The organism is Streptomyces sp. NPDC003032, from assembly GCF_053591415.1.
The window spans coordinates 37,679-55,162 of record NZ_JBSFTT010000028.1 but is presented as its reverse complement, the minus strand read 5'-3'; the positions used below and the strand labels follow the sequence as shown (position 1 = coordinate 55,162).

The window sequence follows — 17,484 nt, the reverse complement described above, 5'->3', positions numbered from 1 at the left end:
TATGGTGCGCTGCCATGGAGGCCACCACCGGTAACACGGTCGCGGAACTCGTACAGGCGCGGTGGGGCGACCACCGCACCGGTCTGAGCTTCTCGGGCGGCGAGCTGAGCCACCACCAAGTGACGGCGGGCGCGGCGGCCAGGGCCGCGCTCCTCACCGACCTGCTGCCACGCACGGGCGAGCCGCCGCACATCGGCGTACTGCTCGACAACACACCTGAATTCCCCCTCTGGTTGAGCGCGGCGGCTCTCGCGGGCGCGGCGGTGGCGGGCATCAACCCCACTCGGCGCGGCGCCGAACTGGCCCGCGACATCCTGCACACCGACTGCCGGATCCTCGTGACGGAGCGGAGTCATCTGCCGCTGCTCGACGGACTCGAACTCCAGGGCGTACGTGTGCTGGTGACCGACACCGAGTCGTACGACGAGCTGCTCACCCCCTACGCCGACGCGAAACCGGAGATCGCGCGGACCGTCACCCCGGCGAGCCGCATGCTGCTCTACTTCACCTCCGGGTCCACGGGCGCCCCCAAGGCGGCGATCTGCAGCCAGGGCCGTCTCGCGGCGGCGGGCCGGTCCCTCGTCACGCACTTCGGGATCAGCGCGGAGGACACCCACTACATCTGCATGCCGATGTTCCACGGCAACGCGGTGATCGCGGACTGGGCGCCGGCGCTGGCGGCGGGCGCGGGAGTGGCACTGAGCCGCCGCTTCTCGGCGTCCCGCTTCCTCGCTGAGGTGCGGGGGTTCGGCGCGACGTACTTCACGTACGTGGGTCGGGCCGTCCAGTACATCCTGGCGACGCCCGAGCGGCCCGACGACCGGGAGAACCCGCTGCGGACCGGGTTCGGGACCGAGGCGGGGGCGGTGGACGCGGCACGCTTCGAGGAACGGTTCGGAGTACGGCTCGTGGAGGGCTACGGATCCTCGGAGGGCGGGGCGGCCATCCAGCGCACGCCCGGCACGCCCGCCGGGGCGATCGGACGGGCGGCGCCCGGCGACGACCTCGCGGTGGTCGACGCGGAGACGCTGCGGGAGTGCGAGGCGGCGCGGTTCTCGGCGGACGGGGTGCTGGTGAACGGGCGCGCCGCGATAGGGGAGCTGGTGAACCGGGGGTCCAACCCCTTCGAGGGCTACTGGCGCAATGAGGAGGCGCAGGCCGAGCGGGTGCGGGCCGGCTGGTACTGGACGGGTGACCTCTTCTACCGGGACGGCTCGGGATACCTCTACTTCGCGGGGCGTACGGACGACCGGCTGCGGGTCGACAGCGAGAACCTCGCGGCGGCGGTGATCGAGGGCATCCTCGCGCGGTATTCCGGGGCGGTGGCCGTGGCCGTCTACGCCGTGCCGGATCCGGTGGCGGGGGATCAGGTCATGGCGGCCTTGGCCCCGGCCCCGGGGGCCGCCTTCGATCCCCTCGACTTCGCCGGGTTTCTGCTGGCGCAGGCTGATCTGGGGACGAAGATGGCTCCGCGCTTCGTGCGGGTTGTGCCTGGGATGCCGGTGACGGCCACGAACAAGATCGCGCGGGGTGCCCTTCGGCGGGCCGGTTTCCGGTGCGGGGATCCTGTCTGGTGGCGTCCTTCTGGTGGCTCGGCGTATCGCCGGCTGACGGCTGCGGATGTGTCGGCGCTGCTCGCCGAGTATCGCGTCCATGGCCGGGAACCGGTCCTGGACCTGTGACTCGCCGGTGGGGGCGGCCCCTGTCCCGCCGCTTCGCGGCGGATGTCTCCCACCCACCCACCCGTTTACCCGGCGTCTTGGCCCCCAGGTAGGAACAACCTCGCTGCGGAACCCGGGGCAAACGGGTGGGTGGGTGGGAGACTCCCGCCGCGGAGCGGCGGGCTTGGCGCCTACGGGGCGATGGTGGGGCGGGGCAAACGGACGGGTGGGTGGGAGACATCCGCCGCGGAGCGGCGGGCTTTGTCCCTACGGAGCGATGGTGGTGCGGGGCAAACGGACAGGGGATGGCGGGCTTTGTCCCTACGGGGCGATGGTGGGGCGGGGCAAACGGACGGGGGTGGGTGGCGGGCTCGGCGCCTGCGGGGCGACGGTGGGCGCAAACCCCACCTACCGTAGAGGCATGCCGCCGCAAAGCGTATGGACCAGCCTGCGAAGCCCCCGCCGCTACCTCGCCGGCAGCGCCCCCTGGCGAAGCGGCGTCTACCTGGTCAGCGGCGCAGCCCTCGGCGCCGCCGCGCTCATAGTGGGCCTCGCGCTGACCACCGTAGGAGCCGCCCTCGTACTCATACTCATCGGCATCCCCCTGCTCGGCGCCCTCGCCTTCACCGGCGTCCCCCTCGCCGCCCTGGAGCGACGCCGCCTGCTGCTCGTCGACGCCGACCCGGCCCCGACCCCCCACCGCACCCCGGAAACCCCCGGCATCCACGCCTGGTTGAGGCTCCGTCTGAAAGAGCAGGCCACCTGGCGCGAGCTCGCCTACACCGCCCTGCTCGCCGTCGTCCTGTGGCCCCTGGACCTCCTCGTCCTGGCCTGCACCGTCGCCTTCCCCGCACTCCTCATCGCCGCCCCCGCGCACCTCGCCCTCTCCGGCGGCCCCGGCAACGACATCCGCCCCGCCAAGCTCTGGCTCGTCAGCGGCTACCCGGCGGCCGGCGGCACCGCGCTCCTCGGCCTGGTGCTGCTCCTCGTACTGGCGCACCCGCTCGGCGCGTACGCCACCGCCCGCGCCGCGTTCGCCCGCCTGCTGCTCGCCCCGCGCGAATCCGAACTGGCCGCCAGCCTCGCCGAGGTCACCCGTTCCAGGGCCCGCCTCGTCGACGCCTTCGAGGCCGAACGGCGTCGTATAGAGCGGGACCTGCACGACGGGGCGCAGCAGCGGCTGGTCGCGCTCACCATGAGCCTCGGTCTCGCCCGGCTCGACGCCGTCCCCGGCAGCGCACTCGCCGGTCGGCTGGCCACCGCCCACGACGAGGCGGGCCGCGTCCTCACCGAGCTGCGCGAGCTGATCCACGGCATCCACCCGCAGGTCCTCGCCGACTACGGCCTGGCCGCGGCCATCGAGGACGTGGCGGACCGCTGCGCCGTCCCGGTGGAGACGGCGGGCGCCGAGCTGCCCCGCCTGCCCGAACCGGTCGAGTCGGCAGGGTACTTCGCGGTCCGCGAGGCACTCGCCAACGTCGGCAAGCACAGCGGTGCGACCAGGGTCCGCGTCACCGCCGCCCACGCCGACGGGGCCCTCCGCCTCGACGTGCGCGACGACGGCCGCGGCGGCGCCGATCCGGCCCGCGGGACGGGCCTCACCGGCCTCGCCGACCGGCTCGCCGTCCTCGATGGCACACTGACGGTCACCAGCCCCCCGGGCGGCCCGACCACCCTGTCCGTGGAGATCCCGTGCGAAGCCAGAGCCCAAGCCCAAGTCACAGCCCAAGTCACGGCCGTAGCCTGAGAATCGTTCTCGCCGAGGACAGCGTCCTGCTGCGCGAGGGCCTGATCGGCGTCCTCGGCCGCTTCGGGCACGAGACGGTCGCCGCGGTCGGCGACGCGGACGCGCTGCGGGACGCCGTGTCGGCGTACGAACCGGACATCGTGGTCACCGATGTGCGGATGCCGCCCGGCTTCCAGGACGAGGGGCTGCGGGCGGCGGTCGCGCTCAGGGCGGACCGGCCGACGCTGCCGGTGCTCGTGCTGAGCCAGTACGTGCAACGGTCGTACGCGGCCGACCTCCTGGACGCCGGGGACGGCACCGGCGTCGGCTATCTGCTCAAGGACCGCGTGGGCCAGGTCGAGCAGTTCATCGAGGGGCTCACGCGGGTCGCGGAGGGCGGGACGGTCGTCGACCCCGAAGTCGTACGGCAGTTGCTGCGGCGGCGGCGTGATCCGCTGGAGCAGCTGACGCCGCGCGAGCGCGAGGTGCTCGCGCTGGTCGCCGAGGGGAAGTCGAACGCGGCGATCGCTGCCGGACTGGTCGTCTCCGAGGCGGCGGTGGGCAAGCACATCGGCAACATCCTCGGGAAACTGGACCTGCCGCCGGCGGACGGAACGCACCGCAGGGTGCTGGCGGTCCTCGCGTATCTGCGGGGGTGAGGGATCCGTGGTGAACGAACACAAGCCCCCGGCACCGCCCGCGTGAGCGATTACGATCCACAACCATGAGCACGCCCGACCAGCCCGAAGCCACTGCCCCTCTCGAAGCCACGGCACAGCCCGCCCCCACCCCTGCCGCCCGCGCCCGCCGCGCACGCATCGCCGCGGCCTCGCTGCTGATGGCCGCGGCCGCGGTGGTGCTCGCCCTGCGGCTGGCGAGCCGGTCGTCCGTGCTGGTCGTCGGGGTCTACGGGCTGCTGCTCATCCTCTGCGGCGGCGTGATCGAGCTGAGCCGCCGCGGCCGGACCAGGCTCGGCAGCTGGCTCCTGGCCGCGGGGCTCGCGGCGGCGCTGGTCATGGACGGCGTCGTCCTGTCGTAGCCGCCGGCGCAGGCGCGAATCCCCCACGTGGGGCCGCCGCTCAGGACTCCAGGTACCGCAGCACCGCGAGCACCCGGCGGCTGTAGCCGTCCGTACGGGACAGGCCCAGCTTGTCGAAGATGGCGTTGAGGTTCTTCTCGACCGCGCTCAGCGAGATGTGCAGCTTCTGCCCGATGGCCGCGTTGGTGTGCCCCTCGGCCAGCGCCTCAAGGACGGTGCGCTCGCGCGGGGTGAGGCGGGTCAGCGGGTCGACGTGCGTGGTGCGGATGAGCAACTGCCGGACGACTTCGGGGTCGATGGCGGCGCCCCCGGCGTGCACCCGCTCCAGCGCGTCGAGGAACTCCTCCACCTGCGCGACCCGGTCCTTGAGGAGGTAGCCGACCCGTTCGGCGCTCGAAGTGAGCAGCTGCGTCGCGTAGTTGCGCTCCACGTACTGGGAGAGGACGAGCACGCCGATCTCGGGGCGCCGCTCGCGGATCCTCACCGCGGCGCGCAGCCCCTCATCGGTGTGGTCCGGCGGCATGCGGATGTCGGTGACGACGACGTCCGGCGTGCCGGCGTCGACCTCCGCGAGGAGCGCTTCGGCGTCGCCCACGGCGGCGAGGACCTCGTGGCCCTCCTCGGCGAGCAGCCGGACGAGGCCCTCCCGCAGCAGGGTCGAGTCCTCGGCGAGGATTACGCGCACGGCAGCTCCGCGGTGATGGTGGTGGGTCCCCCGAGGGGGCTTTCGACGTGCAGGGTGCCGTCCAGCGCGGCGACCCGGCTGCGCAGCCCGGTCAGCCCGCTGCCCGAGGGGTCGGCGCCGCCGACTCCACTGTCCCGGACGAGGACGGAGAGCAGCGTGCCCCGCTGTCGTACGCGTACGGAGATCTCGTCTGCCGACGAGTGCTTCGCGGCGTTGGTCACGGCCTCCGACACGACGAAGTACGCGGCGGTCTCGACGGCGGACGGCAGCGGTTCGGGGACGTCGTACTCCATGCGTACGGGAAGCGCGCACCGCTCCGACACCCCGCCGAGCGCCTCGTGCAGGCCCAGGCTGTCGAGGGCGGTGGGGTAGACCCGCCAGGCCACCTCACGCAGTTCGGTGAGGACTTCCCGCGCTTCCTTGTGGGCCTGCTCCAGGAGCGCGTCGGCCCGCTCGGGGGTGCGGCCGCGGCGGGCCCTGCCGAGCAGCATGGCGAGGGCGACGAGCCGCTGCTGGACGCCGTCGTGCAGGTCGCGCTCGACCCGGCGCCGCTCGACGTCGACCGCCTGGACCACGGCGGCGCGGCTGGTGGCCAGTTCGTCGATGCGCCGCTGGAGCAGCTCCCGCTCGGAGGGGCCGAAGCACTCGCGGGCGAGCCGGGCGTCCTGGTCGGTGAGCGCGCGCAGCCCCTGCACGGCGAGGAAGAGCAGGGTGCCGCCGAGGACGACCTGGCTGACCAGGTCCACCCAGGTCATCGAGGTGTGGGTGAGCGACACGGCGAAGACCCCGGCGAGGACCGCGCCGAAGTCGACCAGGCCGACCACGACCGCGCACAGCAGTCCGGAGTATGTACGGGCCGCGAGGTAGCGCAGGATCTGCTGGTCACAGGCGCGGTGCTCGGGGAACGTGTCGCGGAAGAAGACGGACCGGCGCCGCCGCTCCAGGCCGGTGAGCCTGCGCGCGCCCGAGGCGAGCAGCGCGTGGGCGCGGCCGCGGGTGGGCGGCGAGAGCAGGAAGGCGCCGAGGGCGGCCCCGGCGACGACGAAGTAGAACAGGCCGAGCAGGGCGGTGAGGCAGCCGATGAGCACGCCGGTGACCCTGAGCAAGAACGGTGCGGCGACGGGCTCCTTCACGTCGTCCGACACTAGCCGACCCCTATCCGGCGCGGCGGTGGCGGGCCTCGGCGTCGGACCGGTGCCGGGTGCGGGACCTCACCCGCACCACCACGTAGACCGCGACGGCCACGACGACCAGGACCAGGACGGCCTTGGAGAGGAGCCCCACGTACGTCTCGACCGCGTCCCACTGGTCGCCGAGCCAGTAGCCCGCCATGACGAGCACGGAGTTCCAGATCAGGCTGCCCAGGGTGGTCAGGGCGAGGAAGACCGGCAGCCGCATGCGCTCCACACCGGCCGGCACCGAGATCAGGCTCCGGAAGACCGGCACCATCCGGCCCAGGAAGACGGCCTTGGTGCCGTGCTTGGCGAACCACGCCTCGGTGCGTTCCAGGTCGGACGCCTTGACCAGCGGCAGCTTCCCCCACAGGGCGTGCATCCGCTCGCGTCCGAACCAGACGCCGATCCCGTAGAGGGCGGCCGCGCCGACCACCGAGCCGAGCGTGGTCCAGAACAGCGCGGAGAACAGGCTGATGACCCCCTGCCCCGCGGCGAAGCCGGTGAGCGGCAGGATCACCTCGCTGGGCAGCGGCGGGAAGAGGTTCTCCAGCGCGATGGCGAGCCCGGCGCCGGGGCCACCCAGGGTGTCCACGAGGTCGGCGGCCCATCCGGCGATGCCGCCGGCGGGTTCCTGGGGCAGGGCGAGAGTCACGAGGTCCATGGGAGAAACGCTAGAAAGCGCAGGTCGGTGGCGGTATGGGGGTTGCCGTCGAGTCGGGGTGCGGTTTTCCGCACCCCGACCCGGCGACGGCTCGTCCAGGGCAGTGGCGTCGCCATAACGGCGAGTTAACGCGCCCCGGGATGCTCTGAGCGGCTCGGCACCACACGAGCCGTGCCGTTCAGGACAGTCCACTACCCGGAGGCCCCCCATGCAGCGCCGCTACCTCACCCCGCTCGCCGCTCTCGCCCTCGCCCTGCCCGCCGCGCTCGTCTCGGCGACGGAGGCCTCGGCCGTTCCCGCCGACAAGGGCAGGGTGCTCAGCTCGTGGACGCAGACCGACGCGAGCAGCTACGCCGCCTGGAACTCCGCCCGCCAGAACCAGGCCCAGTGGAGCGCCTACGGCTTCGACTGGTCCACGGACTACTGCAGCTCCTCGCCGGACAACCCCTTGGGCTTCCCCTTCAAGGACGCCTGCGCCCGCCACGACTTCGGGTACCGCAACTACAAGGAGGCCGGCACCTTCGACGCCAACAAGGCCCGCCTCGACAGCGCCTTCTACGCGGACCTGAAGCGTGTCTGTGCCTCCTACTCCGGCGCGTCCCGCACGGCCTGTGACGGCACGGCGTGGACGTACTACCAGGCGGTCTCCGTGTTCGGGAAGTCGGCACCCGCGGACGTGGCGCCCGCCGCCTGACCCGCCACCCCCCATGGACCGTGGGAACCGGGCGTCATGTGCCCGGTTCCCACGGTGCGTTCGCGCAGCATCTCCGCGACGAGGAATGCCAGATCGAGTGACTGGCTTCTGTTGAGCCGTGGGTCGCAGGCCGTCTCATAACGCCGATGCAGCTGGCCGACCCGGACTTCATCGCTGCCGCCCACACATTCGGTGACATCAGTACCGGTGAGTTCTACATGGACTCCTCCGGGATGCGTCCCCAATTCCCGGTGGACTTCGAAGAATCCGCGTATCTCGTCCAGAATTTCCGCCACATGGCGTGTCTTTCGGCCGCCGGGGGCGGTGACGGTATTGCCGTGCATGGGGTCCGATACCCACCCCACCTGGATACCTTCCGCGAGCGACTTCTCTATGAGCGGGGGCAGCAGCTCCCGGACCTTTGCCGCACCCATCCGCACCACGAAAGTGAGCCGGCCCGGGGTCCGGTCCGGGTCGAGGCGCTCGGCGTACCCGAGTACCTCGTCGGGTGTCGTGTTCGGCCCCAGCTTCACCGCCACGGGATTGGCGACGCGGGAGAGGAAGTCGATGTGCGCGCCGTCCAGGCGCCTGGTGCGCTCACCGACCCAGAGCATGTGGCCGCTCGTCGCGTACGTCCTTCCGGTCAGCGGATCGCGCCGCGTCAGCGCCCGTTCGTAGTCGAGCAGCAGGCCCTCGTGGCTGGCGAACACGTCCGTGGTGCGCACCCCGGCCGGGTCGATGCCACAGGCGGCCATGAACGCCAGCGCCCGGTCGATCTCGTCCGCGAGGGCGGCATAGCGCGAACCCCCCGGTGAGTCCGCGACGAACCCCTGGTTCCAGGTGTGCGCCCGGTGCAGGTCGGCGTCGCCGCGCGCGAAGGCACGCACCAGGTTGAGGACCACCGCGGACTTCTCGTACATGGTGCGCAGCCGTCGGGGGTCGGGCGTGCGGTCCCGGGCCGTGAAGCCCGCCCCGTTCACCGCGTCCCCCCGGTACGAGGGGTACGTCGTGCCGTCCCGCGCCTCCACCGGGCTGGAGCGCGGTTTGGCGAACTGTCCCGCGAGCCGGCCGACCTTGACGACGGGCAGCGACGCGCCGTAGGTGAGGACCACCGCCATCTGGAGCAGCGTCCGCAGCTTGTCGCGTATCCCGTCCGCGGTCACGCCCGCGAAGGTCTCCGCGCAGTCCCCGCCCTGAAGCAGGAACGCCTCACCGCGCGCCACGGCACCGAGCTGGGCGCGCAGCTGGTCGCACTCCGGCCCGAACACCAGGGGCGGAGCCGCCGACAATTCCTCGACCACGGCACGCAGGGCCGAGATGTCCGGCCACTGGGGCTGTTGCTCGGCTATCGGTTCCGGCTGCTGTTCCGGGTGCGTGTTCATGAGCTGCGATCGGTCCTTCCAAAGGGTGGCGGGAAAGCATTCCGTGATGGCTCTGGTAAGTCCGGGCGCCACACAGTGAATCCGTGTTTCCCCGCACGGGGCAAGCGTCAGAGCAGTGGTCCGTATTCCGGATCCGGAAATGGTCTGGTCCCTCCGTGGGCGCGGTGGTTGTCTGTTGCCATTCCAGCGGGCCCGAATCCGAATCCACGGACACCCGGAGGCGGACATCCAAAGACGGGCACCCACACCGAATCCGTGAAGGAGCGCCATGCAGCTGTCCGCGCGCACGACGGACCATGGATCCGCAGTCGATCCCCTCGTCGTGCGAGTCACCGGATCCGAGCTACCGCGGCACGCCCCGCTCGACCTCTACACCCGGCTGCGCCGCGCACTCGGCGCCCGCGAGGTGTTCCTGCTGGAGAGCCTGGGCGGACCCGATGAGCACCGCGGGCCGACCGCTGTGGGGCTCGGCCGGCTCGCGGAGATCAGGGTGTATGCCCGGCATGTGGAGATCGACGGCACGCGACCTCTGGTCCGGGCCCTCGCCCGGTGCGCGGCCGGAGCCGGGCTCACCGCCGTGAAGCCGGGTGACGCCGCCGCACCGCGCTTCGCGTTGACCGCCCCGGAGCAGATGTGGCGGCTCCTCGCGTCCGCCCAGAACGTTTTCCGGGTGGACACCGCGCTGCCGCCGTCCTCGTACACCTTCGGCTTCTTGACCAGCGTCGCGTACGAGGCGGCGTGGCACATGGAGGAGCTGCCGGCCACCGACCGCGACTGCGGCCCGCCCGACCTCAGCCTCACGCTGTTCCGGGACACGGTCCAGTACGACCGGGACTCGGGGGCCGTCACGCTACTGCGGGCCGATGACGCCGACGGCACGGACGGCCGGCTCTTCCCCGCACGCCCCGCCGTCGACCTTGAGGTGCTGGCCGCGCAGGCCGCCGCCGCCCCTGTCGCCCGCGCCGCTCCCCAAGCGCCCCGGCCGCGGTCCGTGCGGGACTCGGTGTCGCGCGAGACCTTCCTGGAACGGGCCGAGACCTGCCTGGAACACATCGGCGTGGGAGACATCTACCAGATCCAGATCGGTCACCGTATCGACGTGCGCACCGAGTTGGCGCCGCTGGATGTCTACCGACGGCTGCGAGAGCGCAACCCGTCCCCGTACATGTATCTGCTGCCGCGTGGCGGAGGCGAACTCATCGGCGCGAGCCCGGAGCTGTTCTACAGAACCGTGGGCGACGAGATCACCATGCGCCCGATCGCGGGGACCACGCGGCGCAGCGGCGATCCCGCGGAGGACGAGCGGCGGATCAAGGAGATGCGGGCCAGCTCCAAGGAGCAGGCGGAGCACATCATGCTGGTCGACCTGTGCCGCAACGACATCGGCCGGGTGACCCGGCCCGGCACGCTGCCCGTGGACAGGCTGATGACGGTCGAGGGCTTCTCCCACGTGTTCCACATGGTCTCCACGGTGCACGGCAGGCTCGAACCCGGCGTGACCACCTGGGACGCGCTGCGCGCCACCTTCCCCGCGGGCACCATGAGCGGCGCGCCGAAGCTGCGCGCCATGGAGATCATCAACGACCTGGAGCACCACGCGCGGGGCAGCTACGCCGGAGCGGTGGGTCTCGTCGACGTCCGGGGATGGACCGAACTCGCCCTGTGCATCAGGACCATCGCCTACGACGAAGGGGTCTACTCGACCCAGAGCTCGGCCGGGATCGTCGCCGAGTCGCGGGCCGAGGCCGAATGGGACGAGACGCTGGCGAAGATGGGCGCCGCCTACTGGGCGCTGACCGGTGACGAACTCGTGGGGGAAGGCCCGCCGCACACAGGCGACGAGCCGGCGGCGGACGAGGAGTGGGCGGCGTGAACGTACTCATCGTGGACGCGTACGACAGCTTCACCCACATCATCGACCGGTACATCCGCTCCCTGGGGGTGCGGACGCAGGTCGTGCGTTCGGGCACCAGGACCCCGGACGAACTCGCGGCGGGGCGGCCCGACGCCATCGTCCTGGGACCGGGCCCCGGGCACGCCGCCGACTCGGGGCACGTCGAACTGGTCCACCGTTTCGCGGGAGAGGTCCCCCTGTTGGGCGTCTGCCTCGGGCACCAGGCCATCGCGCTGGCGTACGGCGGCCGCGTCCAGGTCGCGGACCACCTCATGCACGGCAGGACCAGCACGGTCCGGCACGACGGCTCGGGGGTGTTCGGGAGGGTTCCGCAGGCGGTGGAGGTCACGCGCTACCACTCACTCGTGGTGGCCGAGCCGCTGCCCGCCTGCCTCCAGGCCACGGCGTGGTCGCAGGACGACGGATACGTGATGGGGCTGCGCCACCGCGAACTGCCCGTGGAGGGCGTGCAGTTCCATCCGGAGAGCATCACCACCACCGGCGGCCTGGACATGCTGGAGGAGTTCCTCTCCGTGGCGAGCCGCTGACCGGCCACCTCACGCGGACCGGGCCGCACCGCGCTCCGCCCGGGGCAGCATGGCCCACACCCGCCCGAGCTCGCGCAGGGCATCCAGCAGCGCCGTCGCGGGGAGCGCCGCATAGCCGATCACCAGCGCGGGGTCGGACCGCCTGGCCAGGGCGGTGAACTCCCGGCCCCCGCGCACCAGTACGGAGCCGCGCAGCGCACCTGTCACGAGGAGCGCCTCGTCGGTGTGCGGGGGCAGCCGCAGATAGGCGTGCAGTCCGGCTGCCGAGCCGACCACCGCCGTGCCCGGCAGATGGCGGTGCACCGCCTGGGTGAGCGCCTCTCTGCGGCTGCGGTAGCGCGCTCTGAGCCTGCGCAGATGCCGGTCGAGAGTGCCGCCGCGCAGCAGTTCGGCGAAGGCCAGCTGGGTCAGGCCCTCCGAGCCCAGATCGCGCTCGCTGCGGACCTGCTGAAGGGCGGTGAGCACGACCGGGGGCGCCGCGAGCCAGCCGAGCCGCAGGGCGGGGGCCAGCGCCTTGCTCGCCGTGCCCGCGTAGACGACGCGGTCGGGCGCCAGTCGGTGCAGGGCCAGCGGAGGGGGAGTGCGCTCCAGCCAGAAGTCACCGTCGTAGTCGTCCTCGATGAGATACGCGCCCGTGTCCCTGGCCCAGTCGACCAGCATCGCGCGCCGCTGTGCGGACAGGGTGACCCCCGTGGGGAACTGGTGGAAGGGCGTCACGAGGACCGCGCGCACCCCGGAGCGCGCCAGCGCGGCCACGTCGATGCCCTCGGCGTCGACGGGAATGGGCACGGTGGACAGCCCGGCCTCCTGGACGAACCGGTGCTGACGGACCAGACCGGGGTCCTCCACCGCCACCGTCTCGATGCCGAGGCGCGGCAGTGCCGAGCACAGCAGCGCGAGGCCGTGGGCGAAGCCCTGCACCACCATGATCTGGTCGGGCGTGGTGCGCACCCCGCGCACCCGGCCCAGATAGCGGGTCAGCTCCTCGCGCAGCGCCCGGGCGCCGGACAGCGGGGGATAGTCCAGTTCCGCCCGGCCAAGGCCCCGCATCGCACGCTGGTACGCCCCTGACCACTCCCGGTAGGGGAAGTGCGCCGGCACCGCGCCACCTGTCCGCAGGTCCCAACGGACGGCGGGCACCCGGCCCTCGTCGAGGAGCGTCGGCACGACCGGGGCGGGCGACAGGTGCCCGGCCACCCGGGTGCCCGAACCCTGCACCGCCTCCAGGTACCCCTCGGCGATCAACTGCCCGTACGCCTCCACCACCACGCTGCGGGAGACCCGCAGATCGTCGGCGAGCGCACGGCTCGACGGGAGGCGGGTTCCCGGACGCAGCACACCCTCGGTGATCTCCCGCTTCACGGCCATCTGGATCTGCCCGGTCAGCGGCTCCGGCGACTGCCGTGAGACTTCGATCGAGGCCAGCCACACCATCAGCGACTCCCCTGTTCGGCGCGGCAAGTGGACCGGCGGCGCCACCCGCGACTGGTCTGGTGCCTGCCGCCCGGCGGGCACCAGACTGATCCGCGGGACGGCGCCCGGCCGCAGGGCAGGGACGCGACGACGGGAGAAGGGGATCCGGTGACAGAAGCGGAGCGCGACTGGCCCGGCATGCTCACGGCAGTACTCGACCGGGTGGACCTGACAGCCGGTGACACGGCGTGGGCGATGCGGCACATCATGCGCGGGGAGGCGAGCCCGGCCCGCCTCGCGGGCCTGCTGGTGGCCCTGCGCGTCAAGGGCGAGACGGTGGACGAGGTCGCCGGTCTGGTCGAGGGTCTGCGCGCGCACGCCGTGCCGCTCGACGTGCCCGGCCCGACCCTGGACATCGTCGGGACCGGCGGCGACGGCGCGAACACGGTGAACATCTCGACGATGGCCGCGATCGTGGCCGCCGGAGCCGGGGCCAAGGTGGTCAAGCACGGGAACCGCTCGGCGTCCTCCGCGTGCGGTTCGGCCGACGTCCTGGAGCGGCTCGGGGTGGCGCTGGAACTGTCGCCGCGCGACATCGCGGAAGTGGCGGAGGAGGCGGGGATCACCTTCTGCTTCGCGCCGCGCTTCCACCCCGCCATGCGGCACGCCGCCCCGACCCGGCGGGACCTCGGCATCCCCACGGTCTTCAATCTGCTGGGCCCGCTGTCCAATCCGGCCTCGCCCACGGCCCAGGCGGTCGGCACGGCCGACGCCCGGACCGCGCCACTGATCGCGGGAGTCCTGGCGATCCGGGGTACCTCGGCGCTGGTCTTCCGCGGCGACGACGGGCTCGACGAACTGACGGTCACCACTACCTCCAAGGTCTGGTCGGTGCGGGACGGGGAGGTCCGCCCCGAGAAGTTCGATCCGCTGGACGTCGGCATCGCCCGCGCCCGCCTGGAGGAGCTGCGCGGCGGTGACGCCGAGCACAACGCGGGTGTCGCGCACGCCCTGTTCGCGGGTGAGCGCGGTGCGGTACGCGACGCGGTGCTGCTGTCCGCCGCCGCGGGCCTCGCCGCGCTGCGGCCGTCACCGCTGCCCATCGCCGAGCGCATCGCCGCCCAGCTGGAACCCTGCGCCGAGGCGATCGACTCGGGCGCCGCCGCGGCCGTGCTCGAGCGATGGGCGGAGCTCACGACGAAGCGGGCCGCCGCCGGCTGAGACCGGGCGGCCGGCGGCTCAGCGGCGGCCGGCCTCGCGCAGGGCGCGGACCGCGCGGGCCGGCCGGCCTCCGGTCACCAGCGCGGTGCCGACCAGCACGGCGTCCGCGCCCGCCGCCGCGCAGGCGGCCACGTCCTTGGGACCGCGGATGCCGGACTCGGCCACCCGCACCACCTCGCGCGGCACCTGTTCCGCCAGCCTGGCGAACGCCCCGCGGTCCACTTCGAGTGTGCGCAGATCCCGGGTGTTGATCCCGACCACGTCCGCTCCCGCGTCGAGGGCCCGCGCGATCTCCCGCGCGTCGTGCGCCTCCACCAGCGGGGTCAGCCCCGCGGCGCGCGCCTCCGCCACCAGGGACCGCAGACGGCTCTGGTCCAGCGCGGCCACGATGAGCAGCACCAGGTCCGCGCCGTGCGCCCGCGCTTCCCACACCTGGTAGCGGTCCACCACGAAGTCCTTGCGCAGCACGGGGATCCGTACGCGCTCCCGCACGGCGTCGAGGTCCGCGAGAGCGCCGCCGAAGCGGCGTTCCTCGGTCAGCACGCTGATGGCCGCCGCGCCGCCCTCCTGGTAGGCCTCGGCCAGCGCCCCGGCGTCCGGGATGTCCGCGAGCCGCCCGGCGGACGGGCTCACCCGCTTCACTTCGGCGATCACCCGGACCCCCGGGTCCGCGCGGAGCGCCGCCGCCCCGTCCAGGGCGGGCGGTGCCTCCGCCACCCGCTGCCGCAGTGCGTCCAGGGGCACCCGGGCGCGGCGCACCGCCAGATCGGCGAGCACCCCGTCCACGATCGAATCGAGTACGTTCACGGCGTACCTCTCCTCGGGGCCGACGGCGTCGGGCCCAGCCCCGAAAGCCGCAGGATCAGGTCCTTCACCTCAGTGGCGTGGCACCGCTTGAGCTCCGCGCTCGGGTCGGAGCACAGCAGTACGGGGGAGTCGCGCGGATCGTCGGGCAGCCGGCCGTGGGTGCCGCGCACCACCGAGGCGTCCAGCGGCACCACGGTCATCGGGGCCCGCATCCCGGCCCGCTTGCGCAGCAGGGTGAGCGCGGCCCTGCCCTTCACCCAGCGGTCGTGCGGGTCGAAGAAGAGCTCCGCCGGGTCGTAGCCCGGCTTGCGGTGGATCTCCACACCGCGCGCGAAGTCAGGCGCGCGCGCGTCGTCCAGCCAGTAGTAGTACGTGAACCAGGCGTCCGGCTCGGCGACCGCCACCAGCTCGCCCGACCGCTGGTGGCCGGCGCCGAGCTTCAGCTGCGCGGACCGGTCGTACACCTCGTCGAGGCCCGGCAGTTCACGCAGTACGTCACGCACCCGCGGTATGTCCGCCGGGTCGTCGACGTACACCTGGGCCACCTGGTGGTCGGCCACGGCGAACGCACGGGACGTGTACGGGTCCAAGTACTCCATCCCCCGCTGCGCGTAGACCGAGAGCAGCCCCGCGCCGCGCAGCGCCCGGTTGATGTCGACCGGCCTGCGCGCGGCCGTGATGCCGTACTCGCTCAGGGCGAGGACCGTGGTGCCCCGGGCCCTCAGCTCGCGCAGCAGTGGGGCGAGGGCGGCGTCCGCCATGCGCGCCGCCCGTATCGCCTCGGGGCCGTCCGGCCCGTACCGCTGCAAGTCGTAGTCCAGGTGCGGGATGTAGACGAAGGAGAGGTCGGGCGAGATGGTGCGCACCACCAGGCGCGCGGCGGCGACGATCCACTCGGTACCGGAGATGTCCGCGGCGGGACCCCAGTACCGGAACAGCGGGAAGGGGCCGAGCGCGTCGGTGAGCGCGTCCCGCAGCCCGGCCGGGCGGGTGTAGCAGTCGGGCTCCTTGCGGCCGTCGTAGCGGTAGACCGGACGCGGGGTCAGCACGGTGTCGACGTCCGCGCCCATCGCGTACCACCAGCAGAGATAGGCACTGCGGTGCGCGGGGTCGACGGCGCGTGCCGCGTGCCATACCTTCTCCCCCGCCACCAGGGCGTTGTGCTGCCCCCAGAACTGCACCTCGCCCCGGTCGCGGGCGTACCAGCCGTTGGCGACGGCGCCGTGCTCCTTGGGCGGCGACCCGGTGATGATGCTCGCCTGCACGGTGGAGGTCACCGCGGGGAAGACCGTCGTCAGCGGGGCGGTGAAGCCCTCCTCGCCGATCGCGCGGAGGTTCGGCATGTGGGGGAGCAGCCGCGGGGTGACCCCGACGGTGCACAGCACCACCACGGCCCGGCGTGCGCTCATCGGCCCTCCTCCTTCAGCCCGAGCCCGCTGAACACACCGCGGACCCAGTCGAGTTCCGCGGCGATGCCCGCCGTCAGCGCCTCGGGTCCCGAGGGGCGCTGGCCGGGCGGCAGTACGTTCCAGGTGTAGGTCTCGACCTCGACGTGGTCCGTGCCGGCGACCGGCGTGCCGAGCAGCCCGGCCAGGGTGGCCTCCAGCACCGGCCGGGTGGAGGCGAGCGGCGGACGGGGAGCCGCGTGCAGCGGGACGTGGAAGTGGACGCGCCACGGGGCGTGCCGCGGCAGCCCGTCCGGGCCGAGAGCCTCGCGCAGGTCGTCCATGGGCAGCGGCAGCGGGTGCGCCGACTCCCTGGTCTGGTGCAGGAACCGGGGCTCGTCGAACGCGGCGAGCGCGGCCGCGGCGGCGGGGTCCCGCGGCCGCGGCACGTGCAGCGCGCAGGACGCCTGGAGCTTCACCACGGGCACGCCGGCGGACGCGAGCCGCTCCAGCGCCTCGGCGGGTTCCTCGAACGCCACCGCGAGGTGGCAGGTGTCCAGGCAGACGCCGAGGAGCCCGGGGGAGCGGCCCGCGAGCAGCTCCACCGCGTCCTCGGTGCGTTCGATCACGCACCCCGGCTCGGGTTCGAAGCCGACCCGGACCGGCCTGCCCTCCTCGGCGGCGATCTGCGCGAGGCCCGTGGCCAGCCGGTCGAGAGCGGCGTCGGCCTTGTCCTGGCGCTCCTGGCACCACCAGGAGCGCCAGCCCAGCGGCAGCGTGGAGATGCTGCCCCGGGCCGCGTCGTCCGGCAGCAGCCGGGACAGGATGCGCGCCAGTACGAGGGTGTAACGCAGCCGCTCGGGGTCGGCCCAGTCGGGGAGGTAGACGTCCCGTTTGACGCGGGGAGCGTGAAAACCCTGGTAGGGAAAGGCGTTGAGCGAGACCGCGTCAAGGCCGCGGGCGGTCAGTTCCCGGCGCAGCCGGTCGACGGCCGCCGGTTCGGCGGCCAGTTCGTCCGCGGCCTGCCGGGGGAGCCACAGACCCACGCCGAGCCGGTCGGCGGCCAAACGCTCCCGCACCGGCACGGCGTGGCGGTCCAGATTCCCGATGATTCCGTCGAGTGACTCGCTGGGGTGCACGTTGGTGCAGTAGGCGAGGTGGACGGTCGTACCGTCGGAGTGCTGAAAGCGCAT

General features: G+C 72.9%; 16 protein-coding genes. 8 read left to right on the top strand and 8 right to left on the bottom strand.

What is annotated here, in order from left to right; genetic code table 11:
* Nucleotides 1-14: 14 nt before the first annotated feature.
* From ACWDZ7_RS31560 to ACWDZ7_RS31545, 4 genes are all read left to right on the top strand, one after another.
* Complete coding sequence (locus ACWDZ7_RS31560; RefSeq protein WP_451801731.1) at nucleotides 15-1,682, top strand: AMP-binding protein; 1,668 nt, start codon at nucleotides 15-17, stop codon at nucleotides 1,680-1,682.
* 400 nt (nucleotides 1,683-2,082) lie between these two features.
* The gene (locus ACWDZ7_RS31555) at nucleotides 2,083-3,408 is read left to right on the top strand and encodes a sensor histidine kinase (protein WP_451801729.1); all 1,326 of its coding nucleotides are present in this window, start codon (nucleotides 2,083-2,085) and stop codon (nucleotides 3,406-3,408) included.
* A complete protein-coding gene (locus ACWDZ7_RS31550; RefSeq protein ID WP_451801727.1) occupies nucleotides 3,354-4,046 on the top strand; it encodes a LuxR C-terminal-related transcriptional regulator in 693 nt (230 codons plus the stop codon). The genes ACWDZ7_RS31555 and ACWDZ7_RS31550 overlap by 55 nt, the downstream gene beginning before the upstream one ends.
* Before the next feature lie 65 nt (nucleotides 4,047-4,111).
* The gene (locus tag ACWDZ7_RS31545; protein WP_451801726.1) at nucleotides 4,112-4,426 is read left to right on the top strand and encodes a hypothetical protein; all 315 of its coding nucleotides are present in this window, start codon (nucleotides 4,112-4,114) and stop codon (nucleotides 4,424-4,426) included.
* Between the two features lie 40 nt (nucleotides 4,427-4,466).
* Here the strand turns inward: ACWDZ7_RS31545 and ACWDZ7_RS31540 are convergent, their stop codons facing one another.
* Genes ACWDZ7_RS31540 through ACWDZ7_RS31530 form a run of 3 tightly spaced genes read right to left on the bottom strand, consistent with a single transcriptional unit; the run spans nucleotide 4,467 to nucleotide 6,947 of the window.
* Nucleotides 4,467-5,111, bottom strand: a complete 645-nt coding sequence (locus tag ACWDZ7_RS31540) for a response regulator transcription factor (protein WP_451801725.1) — start codon at nucleotides 5,109-5,111, stop codon at nucleotides 4,467-4,469.
* Nucleotides 5,102-6,256, bottom strand: a complete 1,155-nt coding sequence (locus ACWDZ7_RS31535; protein WP_451801723.1) for a sensor histidine kinase — start codon at nucleotides 6,254-6,256, stop codon at nucleotides 5,102-5,104. The genes ACWDZ7_RS31540 and ACWDZ7_RS31535 overlap by 10 nt, the downstream gene beginning before the upstream one ends.
* Nucleotides 6,257-6,266: 10 nt before the next feature.
* Entirely contained in the window at nucleotides 6,267-6,947 is a 681-nt protein-coding gene (locus ACWDZ7_RS31530) for a DedA family protein (RefSeq protein ID WP_451801722.1), read from the bottom strand.
* A 208-nt stretch (nucleotides 6,948-7,155) separates the two neighbouring features.
* On the opposite strand from ACWDZ7_RS31530, the gene ACWDZ7_RS31525 reads away from it, so the two are divergent.
* Nucleotides 7,156-7,641 carry a phospholipase gene (locus ACWDZ7_RS31525; RefSeq protein WP_451801720.1) on the top strand — a complete coding sequence of 162 codons (486 nt, stop codon included), beginning with the start codon at nucleotides 7,156-7,158 and terminating at the stop codon, nucleotides 7,639-7,641.
* Here ACWDZ7_RS31525 and ACWDZ7_RS31520 read toward each other — a convergent pair.
* Nucleotides 7,581-9,023, bottom strand: a complete 1,443-nt coding sequence (locus ACWDZ7_RS31520) for a class II 3-deoxy-7-phosphoheptulonate synthase (protein WP_451801719.1) — start codon at nucleotides 9,021-9,023, stop codon at nucleotides 7,581-7,583. The two genes, ACWDZ7_RS31525 and ACWDZ7_RS31520, sit on opposite strands and share 61 nt — an antisense overlap.
* A 268-nt stretch (nucleotides 9,024-9,291) precedes the next feature.
* Between ACWDZ7_RS31520 and ACWDZ7_RS31515 the strand changes: the two genes are divergently transcribed.
* Together ACWDZ7_RS31515 and ACWDZ7_RS31510 are read left to right on the top strand one after the other, a co-directional pair.
* Nucleotides 9,292-10,896: an anthranilate synthase component I family protein gene (locus ACWDZ7_RS31515; protein WP_451801717.1), complete on the top strand. Its 1,605-nt coding sequence runs from the start codon at nucleotides 9,292-9,294 to the stop codon at nucleotides 10,894-10,896.
* Entirely contained in the window at nucleotides 10,893-11,465 is a 573-nt protein-coding gene (locus tag ACWDZ7_RS31510) for an anthranilate synthase component II (RefSeq protein WP_451801716.1), read from the top strand. Before ACWDZ7_RS31515 ends, ACWDZ7_RS31510 begins: the two co-directional genes overlap by 4 nt.
* Before the next feature lie 9 nt (nucleotides 11,466-11,474).
* Here ACWDZ7_RS31510 and pdxR read toward each other — a convergent pair whose 3' ends face one another.
* A complete protein-coding gene (gene pdxR / locus ACWDZ7_RS31505; RefSeq protein ID WP_451801715.1) occupies nucleotides 11,475-12,899 on the bottom strand; it encodes a MocR-like pyridoxine biosynthesis transcription factor PdxR in 1,425 nt (474 codons plus the stop codon).
* 177 nt (nucleotides 12,900-13,076) lie between these two features.
* On the opposite strand from pdxR, the gene trpD reads away from it, so the two are divergent.
* The gene (gene trpD, locus ACWDZ7_RS31500; RefSeq protein ID WP_451801807.1) at nucleotides 13,077-14,099 is read left to right on the top strand and encodes an anthranilate phosphoribosyltransferase; all 1,023 of its coding nucleotides are present in this window, start codon (nucleotides 13,077-13,079) and stop codon (nucleotides 14,097-14,099) included.
* Between the two features lie 18 nt (nucleotides 14,100-14,117).
* Here the strand turns inward: trpD and trpC are convergent, their stop codons facing one another.
* From trpC to eboE, 3 genes are read right to left on the bottom strand one after another with little or no spacing between them, the layout of a single operon-like run.
* Nucleotides 14,118-14,906 (bottom strand): indole-3-glycerol phosphate synthase TrpC, encoded by a 789-nt coding sequence (gene trpC, locus ACWDZ7_RS31495; RefSeq protein ID WP_451801713.1) that lies wholly within the window; start codon nucleotides 14,904-14,906, stop codon nucleotides 14,118-14,120.
* Nucleotides 14,903-16,315: an alkaline phosphatase family protein gene (locus ACWDZ7_RS31490; RefSeq protein WP_451801711.1), complete on the bottom strand. Its 1,413-nt coding sequence runs from the start codon at nucleotides 16,313-16,315 to the stop codon at nucleotides 14,903-14,905. The genes trpC and ACWDZ7_RS31490 overlap by 4 nt, the downstream gene beginning before the upstream one ends.
* Nucleotides 16,312-17,484 carry a metabolite traffic protein EboE gene (eboE, locus tag ACWDZ7_RS31485; protein WP_451801710.1) on the bottom strand — a complete coding sequence of 391 codons (1,173 nt, stop codon included), beginning with the start codon at nucleotides 17,482-17,484 and terminating at the stop codon, nucleotides 16,312-16,314. Before eboE ends, ACWDZ7_RS31490 begins: the two co-directional genes overlap by 4 nt.